We start from the raw sequence: 25,275 nt of genomic DNA, 5'->3' as shown, positions 1-25,275 counted from the left end.
GAAATCGTCCCGATTTCTTTGACACAGGTCACACGTCCCGCGCGCTCGGCGTCCATCATGCTGTCCTTCGGACACCTGCGTACTGGTCAGTACGTCAGCCGCGACACCGGAGGGGACATCCCATGGCCGACACCGTGCTCTACGAGGTGAGCGACGGGCTCGCGACGATCACCCTGAACCGCCCGGAGGCGATGAACGCGCTGAACATCGCGACCAAGGTCGCCCTGCGCGAGGCGGTGGAGTCCGCGGCGGTCGACGACGCCGTACGGGCCGTACTGCTGACCGCCGCCGGTGAGCGGGCCTTCTGCGTGGGTCAGGACCTCAAGGAGCACATCGGGCTGCTGGCCGAGGGCTCGGGCAAGGTCATGAGCACGGTCAAGGAGCACTACAACCCGGTCGTGCGGGCGCTGACCGAGGCGCCGAAGCCGGTGGTCGCCGCGGTGAACGGGGTCGCGGCGGGCGCGGGCTTCGGTTTCGCGCTGGCCGCCGACTACCGGGTCGTGGCGGACACGGCGTCCTTCAACACGTCGTTCGCGGGGGTCGCGCTGACCGCCGACTCCGGCGTCTCGTGGACCCTGCCCCGGGTGATCGGACCCGGGCGCGCCGCCGATCTGCTGCTGTTCCCGCGCAACATCAAGGCGCAGGAGGCGTACGAGCTGGGGATCGCCAACCGGGTCGTACCCGCGGAGGCGCTGCGGGCGGAGGCCGAGAAGGTGGCGCGGGCACTGGCCGGCGGGCCGACGGTCGCGTACGCCGCGATCAAGGAAGCCGTCGCGTACGGGCTCTCGCACTCGCTCGCCGAGACGTTGGACAAGGAGGACGAGTTGCAGACCCGGGCGGGGGCGTCGGAGGACCACACGATCGCCGTGCAGGCGTTCGTGAACAAGGAGAAGCCCAAGTACCTGGGCCGCTGAGTCCGGCGATGCGAGCGGCGTCGGGGGCTGTGGGCCGTCGCGACCGAAGCCCGGCCCCCGCGCCGCCCCTCACACCGCGCGGCGGAACACGCAGGTCTCCAGGTGGTCGTCCACCAGCCCGCACGCCTGCATCAGCGCGTACGCCGTCGTGGGCCCCACGAAGCGCAGGCCTCGCTTCTTCAGGGCCTTCGACAGCGCCGTCGACTCGTCCGTGACCGCCGGGACGTCCGCGAGGGTCTTGGGGACCGTGCGGGTCGCCGCGTCCGGGGCGTGGGACCAGATCAGTTCGTCGAGTTCGCCCGGGGACCAGCCGGCCAGCACGCGCGCGTTGGCTAGCGTGGCGTCGATCTTGGCGCGGTTGCGGATGATGCCGGCGTCGGCGAGGAGGCGGGCGCGGTCCTCGTCGGTGAAGGCGGCGACCGCGTCGATCTTGAAGTCGGCGAAGGCGGTACGGAAGCCGGCGCGGCGGCGCAGGATCGTGATCCAGGACAGCCCGGACTGGAAGGCCTCCAGGCTGAGGCGCTCGAAGAGGGCCTCGTCGCCGTGGACCGGGCGGCCCCACTCCTCGTCGTGGTACGTCACATAGTCCGCCGTGGACAGGGCCCAGGGGCAGCGCAGCGCGCCGTCCGGGCCGGCCAGGGCGGTGCCCTCGCTCACTGCTGGTCCTCCTGTGCGGGCTTGTCCATGGAGACGTGCGGCTCGGGCGTCCGGGCGACGGCGAGCGCGGACTCCAGTTCGCCGATACGGGCGTCGCGTTCGGCGAGTTCGGCGCCGAGGCGGTTGAGGGCGTCGTCGACGTCGGACATGCGGTAGCCGCGGGCGGCGAGCGGGAAGCGGAGGCGGTCGACGTCGGCCCGGTCGAGGGGGCGGTCCGGAGGCAGCGGGTCGTGCAGCCGCTCGGGCGCGACCTCCGGCAGCGGACCGGTGCCCTCGCCGCCGCCCACCACGGCGAGTGTCACCGCGGCCACCACGACGGCGAGCGCGATGACCAGGAAGAAGAACATAACCATCGGTGGGTCCCCACGCTCGCAGTGCTCGTTGTCAGATGTGTCAGGCTCCGATCGTGCCACGGGGGTGTGACAGTTAGGGTCGCAGGCGGCGGATGTCAGGGACGTACTAGGGGAGGTCACAGGGGATGCTCAGGCTGGGCAGGCGGGAATTCGGCACCCACGAGCCGGTGATCATGGCGATCGTGAACCGGACCCCGGACTCCTTCTACGACCAGGGCGCGACCTTCCGTGACGAGCCGGCCCTCGCGCGCGTGGAGCGGGCGGTGGCCGAGGGCGCGGCGATCATCGACATCGGCGGCGTCAAGGCCGGGCCAGGCGAGGAGGTCACGGCCGAGGAGGAGGCGCGGCGCACGGTCGGTTTCGTGGCCGAGGTGCGGCGGCGTTTCCCGGAGGTCGTGATCAGCGTGGACACCTGGCGGGCCGAGGTCGGCGAGGCGGTCTGTGAGGCGGGCGCGGACCTGCTGAACGACGCCTGGGGCGGGGTCGATCCGCGGCTGGCCGAGGTCGCGGCGCGGTACGGGGTCGGGCTGGTCTGCACGCACGCGGGCGGCACGGAACCCCGGACGCGGCCGCACCGGGTGACGTACGACGACGTCATGGCCGACATTCTGAGCGTGACCGTGGGGCTGGCGGAGCGGGCGGCGGGGCTGGGGGTGCCGCGGGAGTCGATCCTCATCGATCCCGGGCATGACTTCGGGAAGAACACGCGGCACAGCCTGGAGGCGACGCGGCGGCTGGGCGAGATGGTGGAGACCGGGTGGCCGGTGCTGGTGTCGCTGTCCAACAAGGACTTCGTGGGGGAGACGTTGGATCGGCCCGTCAAGGAGCGGGTGGTGGGCACACTGGCCACGACCGCTGTTTCGGCGTGGTTGGGGGCCCGGGTGTACCGGGTGCACGAGGTCGCCGAAACGGCGCAGGTGCTGGACATGGTGGCGTCCATCGCGGGGTACCGGGAGCCGGCGGTGGCTCGGCGGGGGCTGGCGTAGATCCTGCTCGCCCCCGCCGCCCCTTCCCGTCCCGGACCTGGGGGCAGCGCCCCCGGACAGGCTGAGGGAAACGGCCCGGCTAGGGCGTGTCTCGAAAGTAGCGTCGTCTGCCCGAAGGGCAGGCCGGGCGGCGTCTGGTGCGTGCGATCGCAAGGCGGAGGGTCGTCCCGATACTGGTTGTATCGGGACGATCCCGACGACGCGGCCAGCGTGCGTGTCAGGCGTCGCCCGGCAGACGGGACTTTCGAAACACGCCCTAGCGGCCCGCTTCCTTCGAGACCAAGGCCACCGCTTCCTCCACGTCGTCCGTGACGTGGAAGAGGAGGAGGTCCTTCTCCGAGGCCTTGCCCTGGGCGATCAGGGTGTTCTTCAGCCAGTCGATCAGGCCGCCCCAGTACTCCGTGCCGAAGAGGACGATCGGGAAGCGCGTGACCTTCTGGGTCTGGACGAGGGTGAGTGCCTCGAAGAGTTCGTCCAGGGTGCCGAGGCCGCCGGGCAGGACGACGAAGCCCTGCGCGTACTTCACGAACATCATCTTGCGGACGAAGAAGTAGCGGAAGTTCAGGCCGATGTCGACATAGGGGTTCAGCCCCTGCTCGAAGGGCAGTTCGATGCCGAGGCCCACGGAGACGCCGCCCGCCTCGCAGGCACCCTTGTTGGCCGCCTCCATGGCGCCGGGGCCACCGCCCGTGATCACCGCCCAGCCCGCCTCGACCAGCGCGCGTCCGAGCCGTACACCCGCCTCGTACTCCGGGGAGTCCACCGGCGTACGGGCGGAGCCGAACACGCTGATGGCGGACGGGAGTTCGGCGAGGGTACCGAAGCCCTCGATGAACTCGGACTGGATGCGCAGGACCCGCCAGGGGTCGGTGTGGACCCAGTCGGAGGGGGCGCGCTCGTCCAGCAGCCGCTGGTCCGTGGTGCTCGCCTGCACCTGATCCCGCCTCCGGAGGACCGGTCCCAGGCGCTGTTCCTCCGGTGGCTGCCGCTTGCCCTCCGGGTTGCCTGTAGCCATGTGAACTCCCTCCGCTTGCAGTCGTTCCACCTCAGCGTAGATCTACGCGGGTTACGGGCGGGGGATGTCGGCGTGTCCGCCGTGAAGCGCCCCTGGACACGGATGCCCCACGATCACGCGGTCAGCCAGGCCCGCAGCCGCTCCTCCCCCGCCAGGATCTTCCCGGTTTCCACCCTCTCGTCCCGCTTGTGCGCCAAGTGCGGGTTGCCGGGACCGTAGTTCACGGCCGGTACGCCGAGCGCCGAGAAGCGGGACACGTCGGTCCAGCCGTACTTGGGCTGCGGGGTGCCGCCCACCGCCTCGATGAAGGCCGCCGCGGCGGGGTGCGAGAGGCCGGGCAGTGCCGCCCCGCTGTGGTCGTCGACGACGAACTCCTCCACCCCGCAGTCGGCGAACACCTCACGGACGTGGGCGATGGCCTCCTCGGGCGTACGGTCCGGCGCGTAGCGGAAGTTGACGGTCACGACGCACTCGTCGGGGATGACGTTGCCGGCCACTCCCCCGGTGATGCCGACCGCGTTGAGGCCCTCGCGGTACTCCAGGCCGTCGATCATCGGGTAGCGCGGCTCGTAGGAGGCGAGGCGGGCCAGGATCGGGGCCGCCGCGTGGATCGCGTTGGAGCCCATCCAGCTGCGCGCCGAGTGGGCCCGCTCGCCACTGGTCCTCAGCAGGACCCGCAGGGTTCCCTGGCAGCCGCCCTCGACCTGGCCGTCGGAGGGCTCCAGGAGGACCGCGAAGTCGCCCTCCAGCCACTCCGGGTGGGTCTCGGCGACGTGCTTGAGGCCGTTGAGGTCGGCGGCGACCTCTTCGTTGTCGTAGAAGACGAAGGTCAGGTCCCGGTTGGGGGCGGGGACCGTCGCGGCGATGCGGAGCTGGACGGCGACGCCCGCCTTCATGTCGCAGGTGCCGCAGCCCCACAGGACGCCGTCCGCGTCCAGCCGGGACGGGACGTTGCCGGCGATCGGGACGGTGTCGATGTGGCCGGCGAGGACCACCCGCTCGGGACGGCCCAGGCGGGTGCGGGCGATCACGTTGTTGCCGTGCCGGTCCACCGTCAGGTGCGGGAGCGCGCGCAGGGCCGTCTCGATGGCGTCCGCGAGCGGCTTCTCCGTGCCGCTCTCGGAGGGGAAGTCGACGAGCTGCGCGGTGAGCAGGGCGGCGTCCAGCGTGAGGTCAAGCGGGGTCTCGGCCATGCCGTCGACCCTAACGCGCCGACCGCTCGTCCCGCCCGGAACCACCTTTCACACCGGCCTCCCCGGTTTCCGTACTCTCCAGTACCTTGTACGCGTGCCAGAGCCGTCACCCCCTCCCAAGCGCCGCGGCCGCCTCCTCCGATTCGGGGCGGCCTGCGTGGTCCTGTCCGCCGTCGCGGGCTATGTCGTGGTCCAGTACGTCACCGGAGGCGCCGGAGACCGGGGGTGCAGAGTCGTTTCCTCCGACGGGGCCGCGACGGAGTACGAGTTCACGCCCGAGCAGGCGGTGAACGCGGCCACCATCGCGGCCGTCGGCACCAACCGGAACATGCCCGAGCGGGCCGTGACCATCGCGCTGGCGACCGCGCTCCAGGAGTCGGCACTGCGCAACCTCGACCACGGCGACCGGGATTCGCTCGGCCTCTTCCAGCAGCGGCCCTCGCAAGGCTGGGGCAGCGCGCAGGAGGTCACCGACCCGGCGTACGCGGCGAACATCTTCTACGAGCACCTCGCCAAGGTGCCCGACTACACCGAACTGCCGCTCACCGTCGCCGCGCAGCGGGTGCAGCGCAGCGGCTACCCGGACGCCTACGCCAAGCACGAACCGGACGCGACACTGCTGGCCGCCGCGCTCACCGGGACCTCCGCGGCCTCGCTGACCTGCGAGGGCCGTCCGGACGCCACGACCGCCGCCGCGGCCGCCACCGGTCCGGACGCCGTCCGCGCCGCCCTCGTCCGGGACTTCGGGCGCGACGCGCTCCAGCAGGCGGGCGCGGCGGTCGGCGACGAGCAGGCCTCCGCCGCGGACGCGGTTCCGCCGGCCGCCGAGGCCGACGGGCGGACCGTGACACTGCCCGTGCCCGGGGAAACCACCGCGGACGGACGCGACGCCGTCGAGCGCGGCTGGCAGCTCGCGCACTGGGCGGTGGCCAACGCCTCCGCGCTGCGCATCCAGCGTGTCACCTACGCCGGCCGGGAGTGGGTCGCCGGAACCACCGGCAGCACGTGGCGGGCCACCGGCTCGGCCGGCGCCGAGGCCGCCGATGCCGCGGGGGCGGGCAGCGGCCCCGGGAGCGTACGGATCGTCACCGCTCAGTAGTACGGGTATTCACTCCGACGGGTAATGCGCGGGCCACCGGACGGGGGTGCGCTCAGGTTTTCGCGCCGTCACCGTCGGGGTGGGCGAATGCCTTGGGAACACAGGGCTCCGCGGGTTTTACGGACTTTCACATCGGGCGGTTTTCGCCCGTTTTTATCCAGAGCTGATTATGCGACGCATTGCCAACTCTTTACTTCTGCCGTCCGCAACCTTCGCGGGGTTCGAGCGGTAGTCACTGCGTCCGGGCCCGGACAGACCTCATAGACAGTTCTTGTTCTCTCCCGTCGAAGGAGCATCATGTCCCTCCCCCTGACCCGCAGGATCGCCCGTGTCGCACTGCTTGTCGCCGCGGGAGCTGCTGCCGGTGTCGGTGCGGCCGGCTCCGCCAGCGCTGCCCCCGACCTGCCCGCCGCCCCGAACCTCGGCGGCCTGACCGCCCTGGACGGGGCGAGCGTCGGCAACACGGTCGACAGCGCGGCGCAGAACGTCACCGGGACCGCGGGCGAGACCGGTGGCAAGACGGTCGAGCAGGCCGTGCCGGCCGCGGGCAAGACCGGCGGCAAGGCCGTGAAGAAGGTGACGCCCGCGGCGCAGAAGGCCGCCGGTGAGGCGGCGGGCTCCGCCGGGGAGCTCGTCGGGGACACCGCGTCCACGGCGACCAAGGGCGGACTGCCGACGGAGTCGCTGACGCAGGGTGGGCTGCCGGGGGCGGGGACGCTGCCGGTGCAGGGCCTGCCGCTCGGCTAGGGCCGGGCGTCAGCGGTGACGGGGTCCAGGGAGGTTCCTGGACCCCGCCTCCGTTCCTACGCCTTCAGGCGTTCCACCGCCGCCCTCACCCGCTCGTCCGTCGCCGTGAGGGCCACCCGTACGTGCTGGGCGCCTGCCGGCCCGTAGAAGTCGCCGGGGGCCACCAGGATGCCGCGGGCCGCCAGGTGGGACACGGTGTCCCAGCAGGACTCGTCCCTGGTGGCCCAGAGGTAGAGGCTGGCCTCGCTGTGGTCGATGCGGAAGCCATGGGCGAGGAGGGCCTCGCGCAGGGCGGTGCGGCGGGCGGCGTAGCGTTCGCGCTGCTCGTGGACGTGGGTGTCGTCGGCGAGGGCCGCCACGACCGCCGCCTGGGTCGGCGCCGACGTCATCATGCCGCCGTGCTTGCGGATCTCCAGGAGCGGGGCGAGGACCGCCGGATCGCCGGCCAGGAAGGCGGCGCGGTAGCCGGCCAGGTTCGAGCGCTTCGACAGGGAGTGGACCGAGACGATCCCCTCGTACGAGCCGCCGTTGACGTCCGGGTGGAGGACGGAGACCGGGTCGGCCTCCCAGCCCAGTTCGACGTAGCACTCGTCGGAGAAGAGCAGGATGCCGTGCTCGCGGGCCCAGGCCACGATCCGGGTCAGCTCGGCCTTGGAGAGGACCTTGCCGGTCGGGTTGGACGGGGTGTTCAGCCAGAGGAGCTTGAGGTCCGTCGGGTCCAGCTCGGTCGGATCGTCGTAGGCCACGTACTCGGCGCGGGCCAGCCGGGCGCCGACCTCGTACGTCGGGTAGGCCAGGCGCGGGAAGGCCACCTTGTCGTCGGGGCCGAGGCCCAGCTGGGTGGGGAGCCAGGCGACCAGTTCCTTGGAGCCGACGATCGGCAGGACGTGCCGGTGGGTGACCTCACGGGCGCCCAGACGCCGCTCCAGCCAACCGGTGATCGCGTCGCGCAGTGCCGGGGTGCCCCAGACCGTCGGGTAGCCCGGCGAGTCCGCCGCGTCGACCAGCGCCTTCTGGATCAGCTCGGGGACCGGGTCGACCGGGGTGCCGACCGAGAGGTCGACGATCCCGCCGGGGTGCGCCGCGGCCGTCTTCTTGTACGGCTCCAGCTTGTCCCAGGGGAAGGTGGGAAGACGGTCGGAAACTGCGGACACGGTTCTTGGCTCACTCTCTGACGGACACGGCCATGCGACGGATGGATGCGGCCCTGGCGGACACGGCCCCTGACGGATACGGCCTGACGGATACGGCAAACGCCTCGGTCCCGTACGGCGATCTTGGCGATCAGGCCGTACGGGACCGAGGCGGCGCGTTGGTGCGGGCCGCTTGGCTGATTACTCGGCCTGCGGCGGCAGCGCGGCGACGAAGGGGTGGTCGCGCTCGATCAGACCCAGCTTGCTGGCGCCGCCGGGCGAGCCGAGCTCGTCGAAGAACTCGACGTTCGCCTTGTAGTAGTCCTTCCACTCCTCCGGAGTGTCGTCCTCGTAGAAGATCGCCTCGACCGGGCATACCGGCTCACAGGCACCACAGTCGACGCATTCGTCCGGATGGATGTACAAGGACCGCTGGCCCTCGTAGATGCAGTCGACCGGGCACTCCTCGATGCACGCCTTGTCCTTGACGTCGACACAAGGCTGCGCGATGACGTAGGTCACGCTGTCGTTCCTCCTCGATAGGGCGCTGGCGGGCCTCCTCAGGCTCCGCCGCCTGGCGCGCGGGAGCGCGGCGTCGTCGATGCCCGCCCCTAGTATCTCCGTTCTTGGCAACGATCCGAACAGGAGGGGTGAACCGACCTGTGGAAATCTCGGCCGCCGGACGTCTCGAGGTTCGCATCACCGCCGCTGACGTGGGCAAACGCGTCTCCGTGCGGCGTCTGAGCGAACCTGGGGTCACCGAGGGGAAATTCACCGACACAGTAGGTGTTCTCACATCATGGGACAACGGTGTGCTGGTGATCACACGGAAGAGGGGCGAGAGCGTCCGCATCGCGGAATCCTCCCTGCTCGCCGGGAAGGTCGTCCCGGCCGCTCCGGCCCGCCGCCGGGGCCCGGCCGCCTCGTACGAGGAACTCGCCCGCGTCTCCGCGCGCGCCTGGCCTCCCGTCGAGAGCGAGCGGCTCGGCGAGTGGGAGCTGCGCGCCGCCTCCGGGTTCACCCGCCGCGCCAACTCCGTGCTCCCGCTGGGCGACCCCGGCCTGCCCCTCGACGGGGCCCTGGACGTCGTACGGCGCTGGTACGGCGACCGGGGCCTGCCCGCGTACGTGCAGACCGCCACCGGGGCTGAGGGCACCCAGGAACTGCTGTGCGCGGAGCTGGAGCGGCGGGGGTGGGTGCGGGAGGTGACCGCCGAGCTGTGGATCGGGGCGCTGGCCCCGGTCGCCGACCGGACGGAGGCGGGGGCCGGTGGTGTGGTGCTGGCGCGGGAGGCCGACGAGGCGTGGCTCGCGCGGTATCAGCGCAAGGGGGTCGGCGAGGTCGCGCTGAAGGTGCTGGGAGGCGGACCGTCGGTGTGGTTCGCCTCCGTGCCCGGTGAGGGTGTGGCGCCCGCCGCCATCGGGCGGTGTGTCGTGGACGGGCGGTGGGCCGGGTTCGCGGCGGTCGAGGTGGATCCGGAGCAGCGGCGGCGGGGCCTGGCGACGGTCGTGATGGCCGCGCTGGCGCGCCGGGCGCTGGCGGAGGGCGCGTCGGCGGCCTGGCTCCAGGTCGAGGCGGACAACGCGGGGGCGCGGGCGCTGTACGCCGGGATGGGGTTCGGGGCGCATCACGCCTACCACCACTACCGGGGGCCGGAGGCGAGTACGACGTGACGGGACTCGAGCGCGCGGAGCTGCGGCGGCGGTTCGCCGAGGAGGCCCGGTCCGAGCGGCCCGACCTGTCGCTGCTGTGCCTTCTGGTGGGCGCGGCGGCGGACCGGACACTGGACGAGGCCGGGCTGGACGCCGCGCAGGTCGAACTGGACTCGCTGGCGGGGCAGGTGCCGTTCCGGCCGGGCGAGCCGCGCGCGTGGGCGGTCGCGCTGCGCGAGCTGCTCGGTGAGCGGCTCGGGTTCGGCGGTTCCGCGGCGGACTACGAGCGGCTGGAGTCGTCCCTGCTGCATCACGTGCTGGAACGGCGGCGAGGGCTGCCCATCCTGCTGTCCGTGGTGTGGATCGAGGTCGCGCGGCGGGCCGGGGCGCCGGTGTACGGCGTCGCCCTGCCGGGGCACTTCGTGGTCGGCTTCGGCCCCCCGGGGGAGCAGGTGCTGGTCGACCCGTTCGACGGGGGCCGGGTGCTGACGGGGCACGACGCCGAGCTGCTGGTGACGGGGGCGACGGGGGCCCCGCTGGAGCCCTCGATGCTGGTCCCGGCCGAGACGCTGGATGTCGTACGGCGGATCCTCAACAACATCCGGGCGTGGGCGGCGGCCCGCCCCGAGCGGTCGGATGTCGCCCTGTGGGCCGTGGAGTTGGCGCTGCTGCTGCCGTCCCATCCGGCTCGCCTGCGCTACGAGCGGGGGCAACTGCTGGCACAGCGCGGGCAGTTCGTCGAGGGGGCGGAGGAGATGGAGGAGTACGCGGGGCTGGTGGAGGTGGTGGACGCGGCGCTGGCGGAGCGGGTCCGCCAGGAGGCGCGGGCGGCGCGGGCCCTGCTGAACTGAGGCGCGGCCCCGGGTGGTTCACGGCGACAGGTGATCGCGGACCCGCCCTGGGACGGGCGAGGGGCGGCGACCGGCTCGGGCCGCGGGCGGCATGCGGTGGGCGGTGTGCAGCACGTGCGAAGGGCGGACGGCGCGGCCCGGCTGAGGCGCGGCCCGGTGGTTCACAGCGACAGGTGGTTGCGGCGTGCGGTGTCCGGCACGCGGTGTTCGGCACGCGCGAAGGGCACCCGGCGGAGGTGCCGGGTGCCCTCTGTGGCCTGGAGTGCCTGTCTCGCGTCAGCTCGGGTCGGTGTCGATGACCCCGAGCCGGTCCGTCCTGCTCGTCAGCGCCGGGCGCAGGGCGCTGATCACGTCCTGGACGGTGACGGGCGTCTTCTGGCCGGTGCCGCGGGTGATCAGGACACCGTCGAAGGCGCCGCCGTACAGCTCCTTCAGCGCGGCCTCGTCGTAGCTCTCGACGAGCTTGCCGTCGATGGCCTTGACGCCCAGGAACTTCCACAGGGAGTTCTTCGGGCTCATCGGGACGGAGTGCGCGGCGTCGGTCTGGACGGTGACGGTGCCGGACATCGCCGGTTCGGCGAACTCCTTCATCATCCGGTCGACCTCGGCGTCGGACACCGTCGGCTGCTTGGTCGTCGTCGGGACCTTCACCGGGGTGGCCGTGCCGGTCTCGACCTGGCCGCGGTAGGCCTGCACGACGGCCGTCTGGGCCTTGGCCGCGTCGATGCCCTTGCCGGCCTTGCCGTAGACGGCTACGGCCTTGCCGGACTCGAACTTGATCGTGCCGTCGGTGGCCGAGCCGGTGCCGCCCGCGGCGGTCTCCAGGGCCGCCTGGAGCTTCTCCTCGTCGACCGGCATCTCGGGCTCGATCTCGCGGTGTTCGCCGAACAGCGAGCCGATCACGGAGACGGGGTTGTAGTCGCTCTTGGCGGCCGCGTCGATGGTGGCCTGCATGTCGAACTGGAGGCCCGCCTGGTCCGGCTTGAGGGTCACGGTGGCGCCGTCCACGGACAGCTTCAGCGCCTGGTTCACCCGGCTGTCGAACGCGTCGTCGAGCTTCTTGACGGCGTCGTCGCGGGTGCCGCCGCCGATGTCGACGCCGAGCACGGTGGTGCCCTTGGGCACGTCGGAGTGGTTCATCAGCAGTCCGGCCCCGTAGGCGCCGGCCGCGGCGACCACCACCAGGGTGCCGAGCAGGACCAGCTTGCTGCGGCCCTTCTTCTTTTTCTTCTTCGAGTCGGCCGCGGGCGCGTTCTGCGCGACCGGCTCCGGCGCCTTCGGCGGGGTGTGCGGCAGCGGCCCGTCGGGGTGCCCGCCGGGCGCGAACGGGCCGCCCTGGCCGGGGCCCTGACCGGTCGTGGGGACGACCGGGATGCCGCTGGTGACGGTGTGCCCGGAGACGTTGTCGTGCCGACCGTAGCCGCCGGGGCCGGGCTCGGGGGCAGGCTGCTGCGGGGTGAGGATCGCGGTGTCGTCGCTGAGGCCGCCGCCGGGGTGGTGGACGGCGCCCGCGGTCACGCCGTGGGCGCCCCCGTTCATCGGCGGCACCATCGGGCCGTCACCGGTGACCGGGCCGCCGGTGGGACCCGCGGGACCCTGGGAGCCGCCCCGGCCACCGCGGCCGACGGGGTCTTCCGGCCCGTTGAAGTCGTGCGGGCCGCCGGGTGCGCCGGGGCCGCGGCCCTGACCGTTCGGCCCGGGGTAGCCGTTCTGGCCGTTCCCGGTGCCGGCGAAGTACGGCAGGTCGTCGCGGCGGGGCTCGGAGCCGCCGCCCTGCATCGGACCGCTCTGCATCGGCCTCTGCATCGGACTGCCCTGCGTGGGGCCACCGCCCTGCGTCGGGCGGGCGCCGTTGCCGTGGGGGCCCGCGGCGAGCGCCTCGGTCACGTCGAAGGAGCCGGTGCCGCCACCGTGTCCGGGAGCCACGGGGCCACCGGTGGCGCCGGACATCCCGGCGCCGTTGGTGCCGCCGGGGCGCGGGGCACCGGGTGCGCTCATCGAGCCGACCACGCCGCCGGGCCGCCCGGCACCCGGACGCGCGCCGCCGGGCGCACCGGCGCCGGCACCGGTCGCGGAGGGAGCGGACGGGGCGCCGGAGGGCGAACCGCCCGCCGGAGCGGCGCCGTTGGCCGGGGCGCCGCCCTGGGCGCCCTTGGCGGGCGCCCCTGCCTTGCGAGGGGCGAACCAGTCGCTCGGCATCTTCTCCTCGGCCGTCGACGCGGGGTCGCCGGGTGCCTCGGCGGTGCCGTCGGTTCCCGCGCGCCCGGTGGCTCCCGTGGTGGGGGCGCCGCCCGCGGCTCCGGCGGGGCCGGTGCCCTGCGCGTCGGCGCCGCCGCCGTCGCCCGCGGAGTCCGCGTCGGCGACGGGCGTGCGCACGACGACCGGCGGGATGGGCCGCGATCCGGGGATGTTGATCCGGATCCGGGTCGTCAGCGTGGTCTCGGTCTTGCGTTCCTCCGGCCGTGCGGCCGAACGGCCCGCGTCCGGGCCGCCGTCGGACACCATCGGGGTGCCGTAGGGCGGCGTGCCCGAGGGGTATGCGGCTCCGCCGCGCCCGTTGGACCCGTTGGGCCCGGAGGACGGACTGTCAGTTTCACGACTCAAGGCAGGTTCTCCAGGTTGGCTCCGCCGCCCGCCACGACCTCACGGGCAGCTCGGCGGCGCGCACCACCATACTGGCCACTTCTGGCCCGTATCCCATGACCGCCGTTGAAACCATCACGGGACTCGCACGACCGCGCCACGGCGAAGTGGTACGTCACTTGCCAAGTCGGACCCCGTCGCCGACCGGTTGCCGCCCCCAGCCGATGGTGGCGCAGATCACAGCAAGTGCCATGCCGCCGAGCAGGAAGAGGTAGGAACCGCCTCCCGCGCCGAACAGGAAGTCGCCCTCGGGGCGGCCCGCGGTGAGCAGGACGACGGCGATCATCCAGCCGGCGGCGGGCGCGACGGCCCCGGCCCGGCTGCCGAGGGCCCGTGCCCCGCCGAGGAACAGCCCGGCGGCGCCCGTGAGCGCGAGCAGCAGCCCGCCGGGGAACCAGCCGGCCTGGAGGAGCGCCCCGGCCAGGGCGGTGAGCGCGCCGAGCAGCAGGAGCCCGAGGTAGGCGGCGATCCGTCCGGCGGAGGGCCGCTGGAGGGGCTGGGCGAGCAGGGAACCCTGGTCCGGCATCAGCGGGCCTCCTCGATACCGGCGAACAGGTCGGTCTCCCGCTGCCGGGGCCGCTCTCCGCCGACGAGTTCGTAGTACTCGGTGGTGAAGAGGGGCTGGGCCAGCTCGTTGGAGAGCGCGAAGTGGCGCTCGCCGGGGGCGACCTCGATCTGGGTGGCGTGCGCGCGCATCGCGGCGGCCTTGGCGGCGGCGTACGCGCCGCCGTCGATCTCGGTGGTGACGCTCTCGTCGTCGACGACGCCGGGTACGTCCTCGATGCCGGCGCTCTTGGCGAAGGGCAGGCCCGGCAGTTCCTCCCGGAGCCGGGCGAAGGCGGCCTCGGCGACGGAACGCGGGACGCGGTTCCAGTAGACCTTGGGGACGCTCCAGCCGGCCTCCGCGGCCAGCTCGACGGCCCGCGTGGCGACGCGGTGGGCCTGGATGTGGTCGGGGTGGCCGTAGCCGCCGTGGTCGTCGTAGGTGACGAGGACCTGGGGGCGCAGGGCGAGGATCACCTCGACGAGAGCTCCGGCGGCGGCGTCGACATCGGCCTGCCAGAAACAGGCGGGCTCGTCGTTGTCGGGCAGGCCCATCATCCCGGAGTCGGCGTAGCGCCCGGTCCCGCCGAGCATCCGGAAGTCCCGGACGCCCAGTTCGCCCATGGCGGCGGTGAGTTCGCGCAGGCGCCACTCGCCCAGGTGGGCACCGGTGAGGTGCCGCAGCTGCGGCGGGATGACCTCGCCACGCTCGCCGAGGGTGCAGGTGACCAGGGCCACCTGGACGCCCTCGGCCGCGTACCGGGCCATGGTCGCGCCGTTGTTGATCGACTCGTCGTCCGGGTGCGCGTGCACCAGCAGCAGACGCCGGGCTGGCAGTTCCGTCATGGGGCAACCCTACGAGGCGGGCATGCATCTCCGCCCGAGGGGCAGGCGCAGAGACGGACCCGGGGTCGGGCGCCCGGTCAGAACTTGATGCTGCCGATCATGCTCGCCACGCTCGTCGTCAGGTCGCTGATGGTGGGCGCGATCGTCGAGGAGGCGAGATAGAAGCCGAGCAGGATGCATACAACAGCGTGACCACCCTTCAGTCCTGACTTCTTGATCAACAAGAAGACGATGATCGCCAGCAGCACCACCGCCGAAATCGAGAGTGCCACGGCGGCTCACCTCCAAGAACCCGGGTACGTGGGGGAATGACAGAGCTAGGGAACCTGTAAATCCATACAACAGCCAGCAGGTTCATACCCACACAGCGCTAGTGATCATAACTATGGGTGCGTGCGCATCTCTCGGCGCACAGCCGCACAAGGGGGCGCATGGCCAATATGGTCGGGGGATGACGACCGAGTCCGACTCATTCCCCCGCCGGCACGCGCGGACCCAGCGGTTCACGCTCGGCGCGCCGCGTTCGTTCACCGTGGCGCCCGACGGCTCTCGCGTGGTGTTCCTGCGCTCCTCCGCCGGCGACGACCGCAGCAACGCGCTGTGGGTGCTCGACCCGGCGGACGGTCGCGAGCGCGTGGCCGCGGACCCGCGCACCCTCCTCGGCGGCGCCTCGGAGAAGCTCTCCCCCGAGGAGCTGGCGCGCCGCGAGCGCAGCCGCGAGGGCGGCGCCGGGATCGTCGGGTACGCCACCGACGCGGCTGTCGAGCTGGCCTCCTTCACCTTGTCAGGGCGGCTTTTCACGGCGGAACTGCGGGCCGGTACGGCGCGTGGGATCCGCGTTCCCGGGCCGGTGATCGACCCCCGTCCGTCACCCGACGGGCGGCTCGTGGCGTACGTGGCGCAAGGCGCGCTGCGGGTCGTGGGCGCCGAGGGTGAGGGTGATGTGGCGCTCGCCGAGCCGGAATCTGAGTCGGTTTCATATGGATTGGCCGAGTTCATCGCGGCGGAGGAGATGGGCCGTTCGCGGGGTTTCTGGTGGGCCCCGGAGTCCGACCGGCTGCTGGTGGCGCGGGTGGACGACACGCCGGTGGAGCGGTGGTGGATCTCCGATCCCTCCCAGCCGAAACGTGACCCACAACACGTCCCCTATCCGGCTGCCGGGACGGCCAACGCGGACGTACGGCTGTTCGTGCTCGGCCTCGACGGGGTGCGCACGGAGGTCGTCTGGGACCGGGCCCGCTATCCGTATCTGGCGCGAGTGCACTGGTCAGAGGCGGGTGCTCCGCTGCTGCTCGTCCAGGCGCGCGACCAGCGCAGTCAGCTGTTCCTGGCCGTGGACACCGAGTCCGGGGCGACCCGGATGGTACACGCCGACGAAGATCCGATTTGGCTTGATCTTTTCCCTGGGGTGCCCTGCTGGAGCCCCTCGGGACAGCTGGTGCGGATCGCCGACGAGGGCGGCGCCCGGGTGCTCGCGGTCGGCGAACGTCCGTTGACCGGTGCCCAGTTGCACGTCCGGGCGGTGCTGGACGTGACGGCCCACGACGTGCTGGTCTCGGCCTCGGCCGGGGAGTCGGCGGAGAGCCCCGAGATCGGCGAGGTGCACGTCTACCGCGTCAACGAACTCGGCATGGAACGCCTGTCCGACGAGCCCGGCGTGCACTCGGCCGTACGGGCCGGGGGCGTGACCGTCCTGGTCTCGGCGACCCTGGACCGGCCCGGGAGCCGGGCGCGGGTACTAAGGGACGGCAAGGCAACAGCCACTGTCCGGTCGTATGCGGAGGATCCCGGCCTCTCTCCCCGCGTGAAACTCACCCAGGGGGGCGCACGGCGGATCCCGTGCGCCGTGCTTATGCCTAGGGACTACCCCGGTGACACCTCACTCCCGGTCCTGCTGGACCCCTACGGTGGCCCGCACGGGCCCCGCGTACTCGCCGCGCACAACGCGCACCTGACCTCGCAGTGGTTCGCCGACCAGGGGTTCGCGGTGGTCGTCGCCGACGGACGGGGCACACCGGGGCGTTCACCGGCGTGGGAGAAGGCGATCAAGGACGATATGGCGGCCGTCGTGCTCCAGGACCAGGTCGACGCGCTCCAGGCGCTCGCCGCCGACTTCCCGCTCGACCTGAGCCGGGTCGCCATCCGCGGCTGGTCCTTCGGCGGCTACCTGGCGGCCCTCGCGGTGCTGCGCCGCCCGGACGTCTTCCACGCGGCGGTGGTCGGCGCCCCGGTCACCGACCTGCGCCTGTACGACACGCACTACCAGGAGCGCTACCTCGGACACCCGGGGCAGCAGCCGGAGGTCTACCGGCGGAACTCACTGGTGGACGACGCGGGACTGGTCGACCCCGCGGAACCGGCCCGCCCGATGATGATCATCCACGGCCTCGCGGACGACAACGTGGTGGTCGCCCACTCCCTGCGGCTGTCCTCGGCCCTGCTCGCCGCCGGCCGCCCGCACGAGGTCCTGCCCCTGGCCGGCGTGACCCACATGACCCCGCAGGAAACGGTCGCCGAGAACCTGCTGCGCCTTCAACTGGACTTCCTCCGCCGCGCTCTCGGCCGGCCCGAGCAGCAACACCCGCAGAGCACCGCGACCATTGATTGAGGAACCACGACGAAGCACCGGCCACCTCCGCGAGAGCGGCGCCGGCTCAGGCGCGAAAAGGGGCAACGGGCCGGGAGACATGGTGCTCCCGGCCCGTTCACGGCACCCGCACGGCCGTACGCTGTTCAGCCTGACGCGTCCGTATATCGGAATCGCGTCGGCCAAGTTGCCTGCGTGTTAACGCGATTGCGGCTCAAATGTGCCTCTATGCCCTCTGGTTTCCATGATCGCCCCGGGGTTCCTCGGGCGGGACCACCTGCTTCTCCTCCGCGAAATGGCAGGCCGAGTCGTGGGCCGCGGGGCCGCCGGTGTGGCGGAACTCGGCCGGGACGGCGAGGGCCGGCACCTCCAGGGCGCACCGCTCCCGTGCCTTCCAGCAGCGGGTGCGGAAGCGGCAGCCGGAGGGGATGTTCGTCGGGGACGGCACGTCGCCGGAGAGGATGATCCGCTCCCGGTGCTCGCGCGCCTCGGGATCCGGCACGGGCACCGCCGAGAGCAGCGCCTGGGTGTAAGGGTGCGTGGGGTGCTCGTAGATCTCGGCGTCCCGGCCGGTCTCCACGATCCGGCCGAGGTACATCACGGCGACCCGGTCGGAGATGTGCCGGACGATCGACAGATCGTGCGCGATGAAGATGTACGAGAGGTCGAACTCGCTCTGGAGGTTCGCCATCAGGTTGATGACCTGCGCCTGCACGGACACGTCGAGCGCCGACACCGGTTCGTCGGCGACGATCACCTCCGGGCGCAGGGCGAGCCCCCGCGCGATGCCGATGCGCTGCCGCTGACCACCGGAGAACTGGTGCGGATAGCGGTTGATGTACTCGGGGTTGAGCCCGACGACGTCCAGCAGGTCCTGGACCTTCTTCCGCCGGTCCCCCTTGGGCGCCACCTCGGGGTGGATCTCGTACGGCTCCCCGATGATGTCGCCCACCGTCATGCGGGGGTTGAGGGAGGTGTACGGGTCCTGGAAGACCATCTGGATGTTGCGGCGTACGGCCCTGAGGGCCCGGCCGGAGAGCTGGGTGACGTCCTCGCCCTTGTAGCGGATCCGCCCTGCCGTCGGCTTCTCCAGGTTGACCAGCATCCTGGCGACCGTGGACTTGCCACAGCCCGACTCGCCCACGATGCCGAGGGTCTCGCCGCGGCTCAGGGTGAAGTCGACGCCGTCGACGGCCTTGACCGCGCCGACCTGCTTCCTGAAGACGACGCCCCGGGTGAGCGGGTAGTGCTTGACGAGCCCGGTCACCTCGAGAATCGGCTCGGTCGACGAGGTGGCCGAGGCAGCCGGGGTGGCTGAGGTACTAGCCATGCAGGCACTCCCTCCAGAAGTGGCAGGCGCTGCCCCGCTCCTCGTCCACCTCGTACAGGGGTGGCTCGTCGGTGCGGCACACGTCCTGGGCCATCGGGCAGCGCGGGTGGAAGGCGCAGCCCGGCGGGATGTGCATGAGGTTGGGCGGCAGGCCCTTGATGGCGTACAGCTCCTGGCCCTTCTGGTCCAGGCGCGGGATGGAGTCGAGCAGGCCGCGGGTGTAGGGGTGGGCGGGCGCCTTGTAGATGTCGTGGACGGGCGCCGACTCCACGATCCGGCCCGCGTACATCACGGCGATGCGGTCGGCGACGTCGGCGACCACACCGAGGTCGTGGGTGATCAGGATGAGGCCCATGTGCAGCTCGCGCTGCAACTCCGCGAGCAGTTCCATGACCTGGGCCTGGACGGTGACGTCGAGGGCGGTGGTCGGCTCGTCGGCGATGATGAGCGCGGGTTCCAGGGCCATCGCCATCGCGATCATGATGCGCTGGCGCATACCGCCGGAGAACTGGTGCGGGTACTGCCGGACCCGCTCCTTCGCGGCCGGGATGCGGACCCGGTCCATCAGCTCCACGGCCTTGGCGCGGGCGTCCTTCCTCGACATGCCTCGGTGCACGACGAACATCTCACCGAGCTGGTCGCCCACGGAGAGCACGGGGTTGAGGGAGGACAGCGCGTCCTGGAAGATCATCGCCATCCGGGCGCCCCGGACCTTGCGGCGCTCCTCCTCCTTGAGTGTCAGCAGGTCCCGGCCCTGGAAGAGGATCTGGCCGCCGGTGATCCGGCCGGGCGGGATGTCGAGGATGCCCATGACGGCCTGGGCGGTGACGGACTTGCCGGAGCCGGACTCGCCGAGCACGGCGAGGGTCTCGCCCGCGTCGACGCCGTAGGTGACACCGTTGACGGCCTTGGCGATCCCGTCGCGGGTGCGGAACTCCACGTGCAGGTCGCGCACTTCGAGCAGCATCGGCACGTCACCTCAGCTTCGGGTCGAGGGCGTCGCGCACCGCGTCGCCGAGCATGATGAACGCCAGCACGGTGAGCGCCAGGGCGCCGGAGGGCCACAGCAGCGCGTGCGGGGCGTTGCGGATGTACGGCGAGGCGGCGGAGATGTCGATGCCCCAGGAGACGGTCGGCGGCTTCAGGCCGACGCCGAGGTAGGACAGGGTGGCCTCCAGCGCGATGTACGTGCCGAGCGCGATGGTCGCCACGACGATCACCGGGGCCACGGCGTTGGGCGCGATGTGCCGCAGCAGCATGCGGGAGTTGGAGGCGCCGAGCGCCCGCGCGGCCTGGACGTAGTCGTTCTGTTTGGCGGTGATGACCGAGCCGCGGGCGATGCGGGAGATCTGCGGCCAGCCGAGCAGCACCATGAACCCGATGACGGGCCAGACGGTGTTGCTGGTCACCACGGAGAGCAGGACCAGGCCGCCGAGGACGACCGGGATCGCGAAGAAGATGTCGGTGATCCGGGACAGGACCGAGTCCCACACCCCGCCGAAGAATCCGGCGAGCCCGCCGAGGACGCTGCCGAACAGGGCGACGCCGAGCGTGGCCAGGACGCCGACCGTGACGGACGTACGGGCGCCGTAGACGGTGCGGGTGTACACGTTGCAGCCCTGGCCGTCGTAGCCGAACGGGGCGCCCTGCCGGGAGCCTTCCTGGGCCTTGGCGAGGTCGCACGTGAGGGGGGAGCCGGAGGCGATCACCGAGGGCCACAGGGAGATGAACACCAGGAAGAGGATGACCAGGCCGGAGATGATGAAGACGGGGTTGCGGCGCAGGTCGCGCCAGGCGTCGGACCACAGGGAGCGGGGCTTGTCGGTGGGGCCGGTGCCGTCCTGGCCGGCCGGGGTCCCCTCCAGGGTCTCGCCCTCGGAGGTGGCGAGGTCCATCGCGCCGCCCATGCCCGTCGCGGCGATGGCGCCGTCCTCCGGAGCGCGGCCCCCGCCGGACGGGTGCGGCTCCGGCGGCATCGGTTCAGGCATAGCGGATCCTCGGGTCGAGTACGGCGTACAGGAGGTCGACCAGCAGGTTGGCCACCAGGAAGACCAGGACGAGGACGGTCACGAAGCCGACGACGGTCTGGGTGTTCTGGCGGAGGATGCCCTGGTAGAGCTGGAAGCCGACGCCGTGGATGTTGAAGATGCGCTCGGTGACGATCGCGCCGCCCATCAGGGCGCCGATGTCGGTGCCGATGAAGGTGACGACCGGGATGAGCGAGTTGCGCAGCAGGTGGCGGGTGACGACGCGACGCCTCGGCAGGCCCTTGGCGATGGCCGTACGGACGTAGTCGGACCGTTTGTTCTCCGCGATGGAGGTGCGGGTCAGGCGGGTGACGTAGGCCAGTGAGACGCTCGCCAGGACCAGGCCCGGCACGATCAGCTCGCCGAAGGTGGCGTCCGAGGACACCGACGGCTTGATCCAGCCCCATTTGACGCCGAGCAGCAGCTGGAGCAGCAGGCCGGTGACGAAGGTGGGGACGGAGATCACCACGAGGGTGACCAGCAGGACGCCGCTGTCGACGGGGCGGCCGCGGCGCAGGCCGGTGACGACTCCGAGGGTGATGCCGATGACGATCTCGAAGATGATCGCGATGATCGTCAGCCGGATGGTGACGGGGAACGCCGTCGACATCAGCTCGGTGACCGGCTGGCCGTTGAACGCCGTCCCGAAGTCACCGGTGAAGACGTTCCCCATGTAGGTCAGGTACTGCTGCCAGACCGGCTTGTCGAGGCCGAACTCCTTCTCCAGCTGGGCGGCGGTGGCGGGGTCGCACTGCCGGTCGCCGCAGAGACCGGCGATGGGGTCGCCCATCACGTTGACCATCAGGAAGATCAGCAGCGTGGCTCCGATGAACACCGGGATCATCTGGAGGAGACGCCGGATCACATACCGCCCCATCGCGGATCAGCTGACCTTGATCTCGTTGTAGACCGGCACGGAGAACGGGTTGAGCTTGACGTTCGACAGACGGTCCGAGTAGCCGGCGCTGCCGTTCTGGTACCAGAGCGGGATGGCGCCCATGTTGTCCCGGAGCACCTCCTCGGCCTGCTGGAACGTTTCGACGGCCTTGGCGGTGTCGGTCTCGGCGTTGGCCTTGTCGACGAGGTCGTCGAACTCCTTGTTGGACCACTTGCCGTCGTTGGAGGAGGCGTTGGTGTAGTACAGCGGCTGGAGGAAGTTCTGGATGAGGGGGTAGTCCATCTGCCACCCCGCCCGGAACGGGCCGCTCATCTTCCGGTCGGTGATCTGGCCGCGGAAGTCGGCGAAGGTGCCGACCGGGTTGCCGACGCAGGCCCTGTCGTTGCCCAGGGCGTTGTTGATGGAGTTGCAGACGGCGTCGACCCACTGTTTGTGGGAGCCGGTGTCCGCGTTGTACGTGATCTTGACCTGGCCGCCGGGGAGGCCGCCACCCTCCTGGATGAGCTTCTTGGCCTCGGCCGGGTCGTAGTCGCAGGCGTCCCCGCACAGGCCCTCCTTGAAGCCGCCGTCCTCGCCGAGCACCGGGGAGGTCCAGTCGGTGGCGGGGGTGCGGGTCCTCTGGAAGATCGTCTCGGTGATCTGCTCCCGGTCGATGGCCCGGGACAGGCCGGTGCGGACCTTGTCCGAGCCGCTCTTGTTCCAGTTCTCGTCGTAGAACGGGAAGGCGAGGGTCTGGATGATGCCGGCGGGGGTGTTGAGGTAGCGGTCCCCGAGGTCGTTCTTGACGTTCTTGAGCTGGGCCGCGGGCACGTCGTCGACCAGGTCGAGGTTGCCGGCCAGCAGGTCGGTGTAGGCGGTGTTGTTGTCGGTGTAGACCTTCAGGTCCACGCCGCCGTTCTCCGCCGCGTCGTCGCCGGGGTAGTCCTCCCACTTGCGCAGGCTCATCTGGGAGCCCTTGGCGTAGGAGTCGATGGCGTAGGGGCCGTTGCCGACCGGCTTGGACAGCCAGCCCGCGTGGTCGGTGAAGAAGGCCTGGGGCAGCGGGGCGTAGGCGGGGTAGCCGAGGGTGTCGGGGAAGGTCGAGAACTTCTGGCTGAGCCTGACCGTGAAGGTCCTGTCGTCGACGACCTTCAGCCCCGAGAGGGTGTCGGCGGTCTGCTTGCTGCCATCCTCGGGGTGCGTCTTGTCGTAGCCCTCGATGTACCCGAAGAAGTACGCGTTCTTCTGGTTGTTCTTCAGACTGGCGCCGTAGTTCCAGGCGTCGACGAAGGACTTGGCGGTGACCTTCTCGCCGTTGCTGAAGGTCCAGCCGTCCTTGACGGTGATGGTGAAGTTCTGCGAGTCCGAGGTCTCGATCTTCTCGGCGAGCATGTCCTCGGCCTCACCGGTCTCCGGGTTGTACTTCTTGAGGCTCCGGAAGATCATGTCGAGGACCTTGCCGCCCTGCACCTCATTGGTGTTGGCCGGCTCCAGCGGGTTCTGCGGGTCTCCCCACGAGGAGCTGAGCACCGCGCCGCTGTCGCCCCCGCTGTCGCCCCCGCCCCCGCAGGCCGTCGCCACGAGGGCTACGGCCACCGCGCATGCGGCCCACTTGGCGTGCGTGGCTCCACGCATGGATGCCTCCTCTTGACCGCGCTTCACCTGAGCGCTGTGCCATCGGTGTCGACGTCCGTATCGACGTACTGATCCTTTATCAGCCAATATCGACGCAAAAGGTGCATGGCGCACACGCGCGCCACCCGTCCGGGTGCCGACACTCCGGGGACCGTGGGCGCAAGGCGACAGCGGGGAACCTCACCGGCCGGGGTATGCGGCCCTCGGTCCCGCGGTCCGACCGAACTGGTGGTACGGGAGGCCGGGGCCGACCCCGACATGGGCCGCGGCACGGAACGGCAGCTCGGGCGGGCCGGGGAGACAGGGCCCGCGGGCCCCTCACGGGGCGTCGCGATGCGCGAATGCGGGGTGGGTGCTCGGGGGACGTCTACTCCACGAGGTGCCGGGAGGAGGTCGACCTCGTGGTGATGACCGGACGGGCGGTCACAGGAACTGGCGGCGGCGGGACACCGCGCCGCACGCCCGCCCGCCCGCCCGCCCGCCGTGGGGTCATGTCGCGTTCGGGAGCCGCGATCCGGCAGCGCGGGCCTGGGAGCAACGGGCACCCGCCGACGCCCACGAGGTGACGACGGCGAGCCCGGGAGAAACAGGCACCCGCCGACGCCCACGAGGTGACGGCGGCGGACGGCATCCGGGTACGGCGGCGGCACGCTCAGCTCCCTCAGGGAGCCGGGCTCACCGCGCAAGGGCCGTACGGCGACGGGAGGCTGGGGTCACCGACCCCAGCCTCCCGTCGAAATCGTCACCGTCGCGGGGTGAACCCGGACAACGGCGCACACATGCCGCAGGGCGAACCCGGCGCCGACACTCGGGGCGCGCGGCGAACCCGGTGCCGACACGCTCCCGCCTTACGGCGAACCCGGCGCCGACACTCTCCCGCCTCACGGTGAACCCGGTGCCGAGGCCGGGGACGCGCGGAACGCGGCCGTCGTCACCGCCCTCCCCGGGGCCGTAGCCACCCTCGCCTCACGGTGAACCCGGTGCCGACACACTCGCGTCGCAAAGGGCGAACCCCGCGCCGACGCCCGCCGCGCAGCGAACCCGCGCTGATCACCTCTTGTCGGCGGAACCGCCCTCCGCGTCGCTCTCCAGCGCCCTCAGCGCCGGGTCGAGGACGACGTCCTCGTCGCGGGGCTCCGTGGTCGGGTCCTCCGGGAAGTGGCAGGCCGTCAGGTGGCCGGGGCGGTTGCCGGAAATCTGGACCAGCGGGGGCTCCTCCGTCACGCACTTGTCCTGCGCCTTCCAGCAGCGGGTGCGGAAGCGGCAGCCGGACGGCGGGTGGATCGGCGAGGGCACGTCACCGGAGAGACGGATCCGCTCGCGGGCGGGTCCCTCGTCCGCGATCTCGACCTCGGGGACGGCGGAGAGGAGGGCGTGGGTGTACGGGTGCCGGGGGCCGTTGTAGATCGACTCACGGTCGCCGACCTCGACGATCTTGCCCAGGTACATCACCGCGACCCGCTGCGAGAAGTGCCGGACGACGGCCAGGTCGTGGGCGATGAACAGGAACGCGATGCCGAGTTCCCGCTGCACCTTCTGGAGCATGTTGACGACCTGCGCCTGGATCGACACGTCCAGCGCGGAGACCGGCTCGTCCGCCACGATCAGCTTCGGCTCCAGGGCCAGCGCGCGGGCTACACCGATGCGCTGGCGCTGCCCGCCGGAGAACTCGTGCGGGAAGCGGTTGTAGTGCTCCGGGTTGAGGCCGACCAGTTCCAGCAGCTCACGGACCTTGGCCTCCCGGCCGCCCGCCGGCTCGATGCCGTTGACCTCCATCGGCGACTTGATGATCGTGCCGACGGTCTGCCGCGGGTTCAGCGAGGAGTACGGGTCCTGGAAGATCATTTGGATCTCGGAGCGCACCGGCGCCAGCTGTCGGCGCGAGGCGTGGGTGATGTCCTGCCCCGAGTAGGTGATCTTGCCCGCGGTGGGCTCCAGCAGGCGGGTGATCAGCCGGCCGGTGGTCGACTTGCCACAGCCCGACTCGCCGACCAGGCCGACGCTCTCGCCGACGCCGACGGTCAGGTCGACGCCGTCGACGGCCTGGACCGCGCCGACTTTCCGTTTGATCGGGAAGCCGCCGTAGATCGGGAAGTGCTTGGTCAGGCCCTCGACCTCGAGCAGCGGCTCGGGGGACGGGGTGTCGGTCGATCCCTGCTGTGTGGGGAGGGTGAGGTTGTCGCTCAT

Annotated in this window: 23 protein-coding genes; 7 read left to right on the top strand and 16 right to left on the bottom strand. The window is 71.5% G+C overall.

The genetic code is table 11. The features are described 5' to 3' along the window. Positions 1–122: 122 nt before the first annotated feature. Positions 123–914, top strand: coding sequence for an enoyl-CoA hydratase/isomerase family protein (locus ACFWJX_RS29110; RefSeq protein ID WP_383248941.1), 792 nt, complete (start codon positions 123–125; stop codon positions 912–914). A 69-nt stretch (positions 915–983) separates the two neighbouring features. On the opposite strand, the gene ACFWJX_RS29105 is transcribed toward ACFWJX_RS29110, so the two are convergent. Next, complete coding sequence (locus ACFWJX_RS29105) at positions 984–1,571, bottom strand: DNA-3-methyladenine glycosylase I (RefSeq protein ID WP_383248939.1); 588 nt, start codon at positions 1,569–1,571, stop codon at positions 984–986. After that, positions 1,568–1,918, bottom strand: coding sequence for a DivIVA domain-containing protein (locus ACFWJX_RS29100; protein ID WP_383249010.1), 351 nt, complete (start codon positions 1,916–1,918; stop codon positions 1,568–1,570). Before ACFWJX_RS29100 ends, ACFWJX_RS29105 begins: the two co-directional genes overlap by 4 nt. A 131-nt stretch (positions 1,919–2,049) precedes the next feature. On the opposite strand from ACFWJX_RS29100, the gene folP reads away from it, so the two are divergent. Beyond that, positions 2,050–2,910 (top strand): dihydropteroate synthase, encoded by an 861-nt coding sequence (folP, locus tag ACFWJX_RS29095; RefSeq protein ID WP_383248937.1) that lies wholly within the window; start codon positions 2,050–2,052, stop codon positions 2,908–2,910. A gap of 256 nt (positions 2,911–3,166) precedes the next feature. Here the strand turns inward: folP and ACFWJX_RS29090 are convergent, their stop codons facing one another. Then, a complete protein-coding gene (locus ACFWJX_RS29090; protein ID WP_383248935.1) occupies positions 3,167–3,925 on the bottom strand; it encodes a TIGR00730 family Rossman fold protein in 759 nt (252 codons plus the stop codon). 113 nt (positions 3,926–4,038) lie between these two features. Then, positions 4,039–5,118 (bottom strand): succinyl-diaminopimelate desuccinylase, encoded by a 1,080-nt coding sequence (gene dapE / locus ACFWJX_RS29085; protein ID WP_383248933.1) that lies wholly within the window; start codon positions 5,116–5,118, stop codon positions 4,039–4,041. A 94-nt stretch (positions 5,119–5,212) separates the two neighbouring features. Here dapE and ACFWJX_RS29080 point away from each other — a divergent pair, with 94 nt between their 5' ends. Together ACFWJX_RS29080 and ACFWJX_RS29075 are read left to right on the top strand one after the other, a co-directional pair. Next, positions 5,213–6,217, top strand: a complete 1,005-nt coding sequence (locus ACFWJX_RS29080) for a heavy metal transporter (protein ID WP_383248931.1) — start codon at positions 5,213–5,215, stop codon at positions 6,215–6,217. Between the two features lie 297 nt (positions 6,218–6,514). Beyond that, complete coding sequence (locus ACFWJX_RS29075) at positions 6,515–6,964, top strand: ATP-binding protein (RefSeq protein WP_383248929.1); 450 nt, start codon at positions 6,515–6,517, stop codon at positions 6,962–6,964. Positions 6,965–7,020: 56 nt separating this feature from the next. On the opposite strand, the gene ACFWJX_RS29070 is transcribed toward ACFWJX_RS29075, so the two are convergent. Both ACFWJX_RS29070 and fdxA read right to left on the bottom strand, forming a co-directional pair. After that, positions 7,021–8,118, bottom strand: coding sequence for a bifunctional succinyldiaminopimelate transaminase/glutamate-prephenate aminotransferase (locus tag ACFWJX_RS29070; protein WP_383248927.1), 1,098 nt, complete (start codon positions 8,116–8,118; stop codon positions 7,021–7,023). Between the two features lie 180 nt (positions 8,119–8,298). Beyond that, positions 8,299–8,619 carry a ferredoxin gene (gene fdxA, locus ACFWJX_RS29065; RefSeq protein WP_007495984.1) on the bottom strand — a complete coding sequence of 107 codons (321 nt, stop codon included), beginning with the start codon at positions 8,617–8,619 and terminating at the stop codon, positions 8,299–8,301. A gap of 140 nt (positions 8,620–8,759) precedes the next feature. Between fdxA and ACFWJX_RS29060 the strand changes: the two genes are divergently transcribed. Both ACFWJX_RS29060 and ACFWJX_RS29055 read left to right on the top strand, forming a co-directional pair. After that, positions 8,760–9,770, top strand: a complete 1,011-nt coding sequence (locus ACFWJX_RS29060) for a GNAT family N-acetyltransferase (protein ID WP_383249008.1) — start codon at positions 8,760–8,762, stop codon at positions 9,768–9,770. Further along, complete coding sequence (locus ACFWJX_RS29055; protein ID WP_383248925.1) at positions 9,767–10,600, top strand: tetratricopeptide repeat protein; 834 nt, start codon at positions 9,767–9,769, stop codon at positions 10,598–10,600. The genes ACFWJX_RS29060 and ACFWJX_RS29055 overlap by 4 nt, the downstream gene beginning before the upstream one ends. 276 nt (positions 10,601–10,876) lie before the next feature. Here ACFWJX_RS29055 and ACFWJX_RS29050 read toward each other — a convergent pair whose 3' ends face one another. The 4 genes from ACFWJX_RS29050 to ACFWJX_RS29035 form a co-directional block, all read right to left on the bottom strand. Continuing rightward, complete coding sequence (locus tag ACFWJX_RS29050) at positions 10,877–13,204, bottom strand: hypothetical protein (RefSeq protein WP_383248922.1); 2,328 nt, start codon at positions 13,202–13,204, stop codon at positions 10,877–10,879. 154 nt (positions 13,205–13,358) lie between these two features. Next, positions 13,359–13,769 (bottom strand): DUF6113 family protein, encoded by a 411-nt coding sequence (locus tag ACFWJX_RS29045; protein ID WP_383248920.1) that lies wholly within the window; start codon positions 13,767–13,769, stop codon positions 13,359–13,361. After that, positions 13,769–14,632 (bottom strand): N-acetyl-1-D-myo-inositol-2-amino-2-deoxy-alpha-D-glucopyranoside deacetylase, encoded by an 864-nt coding sequence (mshB, locus tag ACFWJX_RS29040; protein ID WP_383248918.1) that lies wholly within the window; start codon positions 14,630–14,632, stop codon positions 13,769–13,771. Before mshB ends, ACFWJX_RS29045 begins: the two co-directional genes overlap by 1 nt. A 77-nt stretch (positions 14,633–14,709) precedes the next feature. Next, positions 14,710–14,904 (bottom strand): hypothetical protein, encoded by a 195-nt coding sequence (locus ACFWJX_RS29035; protein WP_073498771.1) that lies wholly within the window; start codon positions 14,902–14,904, stop codon positions 14,710–14,712. A gap of 179 nt (positions 14,905–15,083) precedes the next feature. On the opposite strand from ACFWJX_RS29035, the gene ACFWJX_RS29030 reads away from it, so the two are divergent. Next, positions 15,084–17,240 carry a prolyl oligopeptidase family serine peptidase gene (locus ACFWJX_RS29030; RefSeq protein ID WP_383248916.1) on the top strand — a complete coding sequence of 719 codons (2,157 nt, stop codon included), beginning with the start codon at positions 15,084–15,086 and terminating at the stop codon, positions 17,238–17,240. A 205-nt stretch (positions 17,241–17,445) separates the two neighbouring features. Here ACFWJX_RS29030 and ACFWJX_RS29025 read toward each other — a convergent pair whose 3' ends face one another. The 6 genes from ACFWJX_RS29025 to ACFWJX_RS29000 form a co-directional block, all read right to left on the bottom strand. Beyond that, positions 17,446–18,549, bottom strand: a complete 1,104-nt coding sequence (locus ACFWJX_RS29025) for an ABC transporter ATP-binding protein (RefSeq protein ID WP_383248914.1) — start codon at positions 18,547–18,549, stop codon at positions 17,446–17,448. Continuing rightward, on the bottom strand, positions 18,542–19,516 hold the full coding sequence (locus ACFWJX_RS29020) for an ABC transporter ATP-binding protein (RefSeq protein ID WP_383248912.1): 975 nt from the start codon (positions 19,514–19,516) through the stop codon (positions 18,542–18,544). The genes ACFWJX_RS29025 and ACFWJX_RS29020 overlap by 8 nt, the downstream gene beginning before the upstream one ends. Before the next feature lie 7 nt (positions 19,517–19,523). Further along, positions 19,524–20,537, bottom strand: coding sequence for an ABC transporter permease (locus tag ACFWJX_RS29015; protein WP_383248910.1), 1,014 nt, complete (start codon positions 20,535–20,537; stop codon positions 19,524–19,526). After that, positions 20,530–21,453 carry an ABC transporter permease gene (locus tag ACFWJX_RS29010; protein ID WP_383248908.1) on the bottom strand — a complete coding sequence of 308 codons (924 nt, stop codon included), beginning with the start codon at positions 21,451–21,453 and terminating at the stop codon, positions 20,530–20,532. The genes ACFWJX_RS29015 and ACFWJX_RS29010 overlap by 8 nt, the downstream gene beginning before the upstream one ends. A gap of 6 nt (positions 21,454–21,459) precedes the next feature. Next, a complete protein-coding gene (locus ACFWJX_RS29005) occupies positions 21,460–23,088 on the bottom strand; it encodes an ABC transporter substrate-binding protein (RefSeq protein ID WP_383248906.1) in 1,629 nt (542 codons plus the stop codon). A gap of 1,050 nt (positions 23,089–24,138) precedes the next feature. Then, on the bottom strand, positions 24,139–25,275 hold the full coding sequence (locus ACFWJX_RS29000; RefSeq protein ID WP_383248904.1) for an ABC transporter ATP-binding protein: 1,137 nt from the start codon (positions 25,273–25,275) through the stop codon (positions 24,139–24,141).

This window comes from Streptomyces sp. NPDC058335 (assembly GCF_042723915.1).
GTDB lineage: Bacteria > Actinomycetota > Actinomycetes > Streptomycetales > Streptomycetaceae > Streptomyces.
This window is presented reverse-complemented; position numbering and strand designations above follow the sequence as displayed.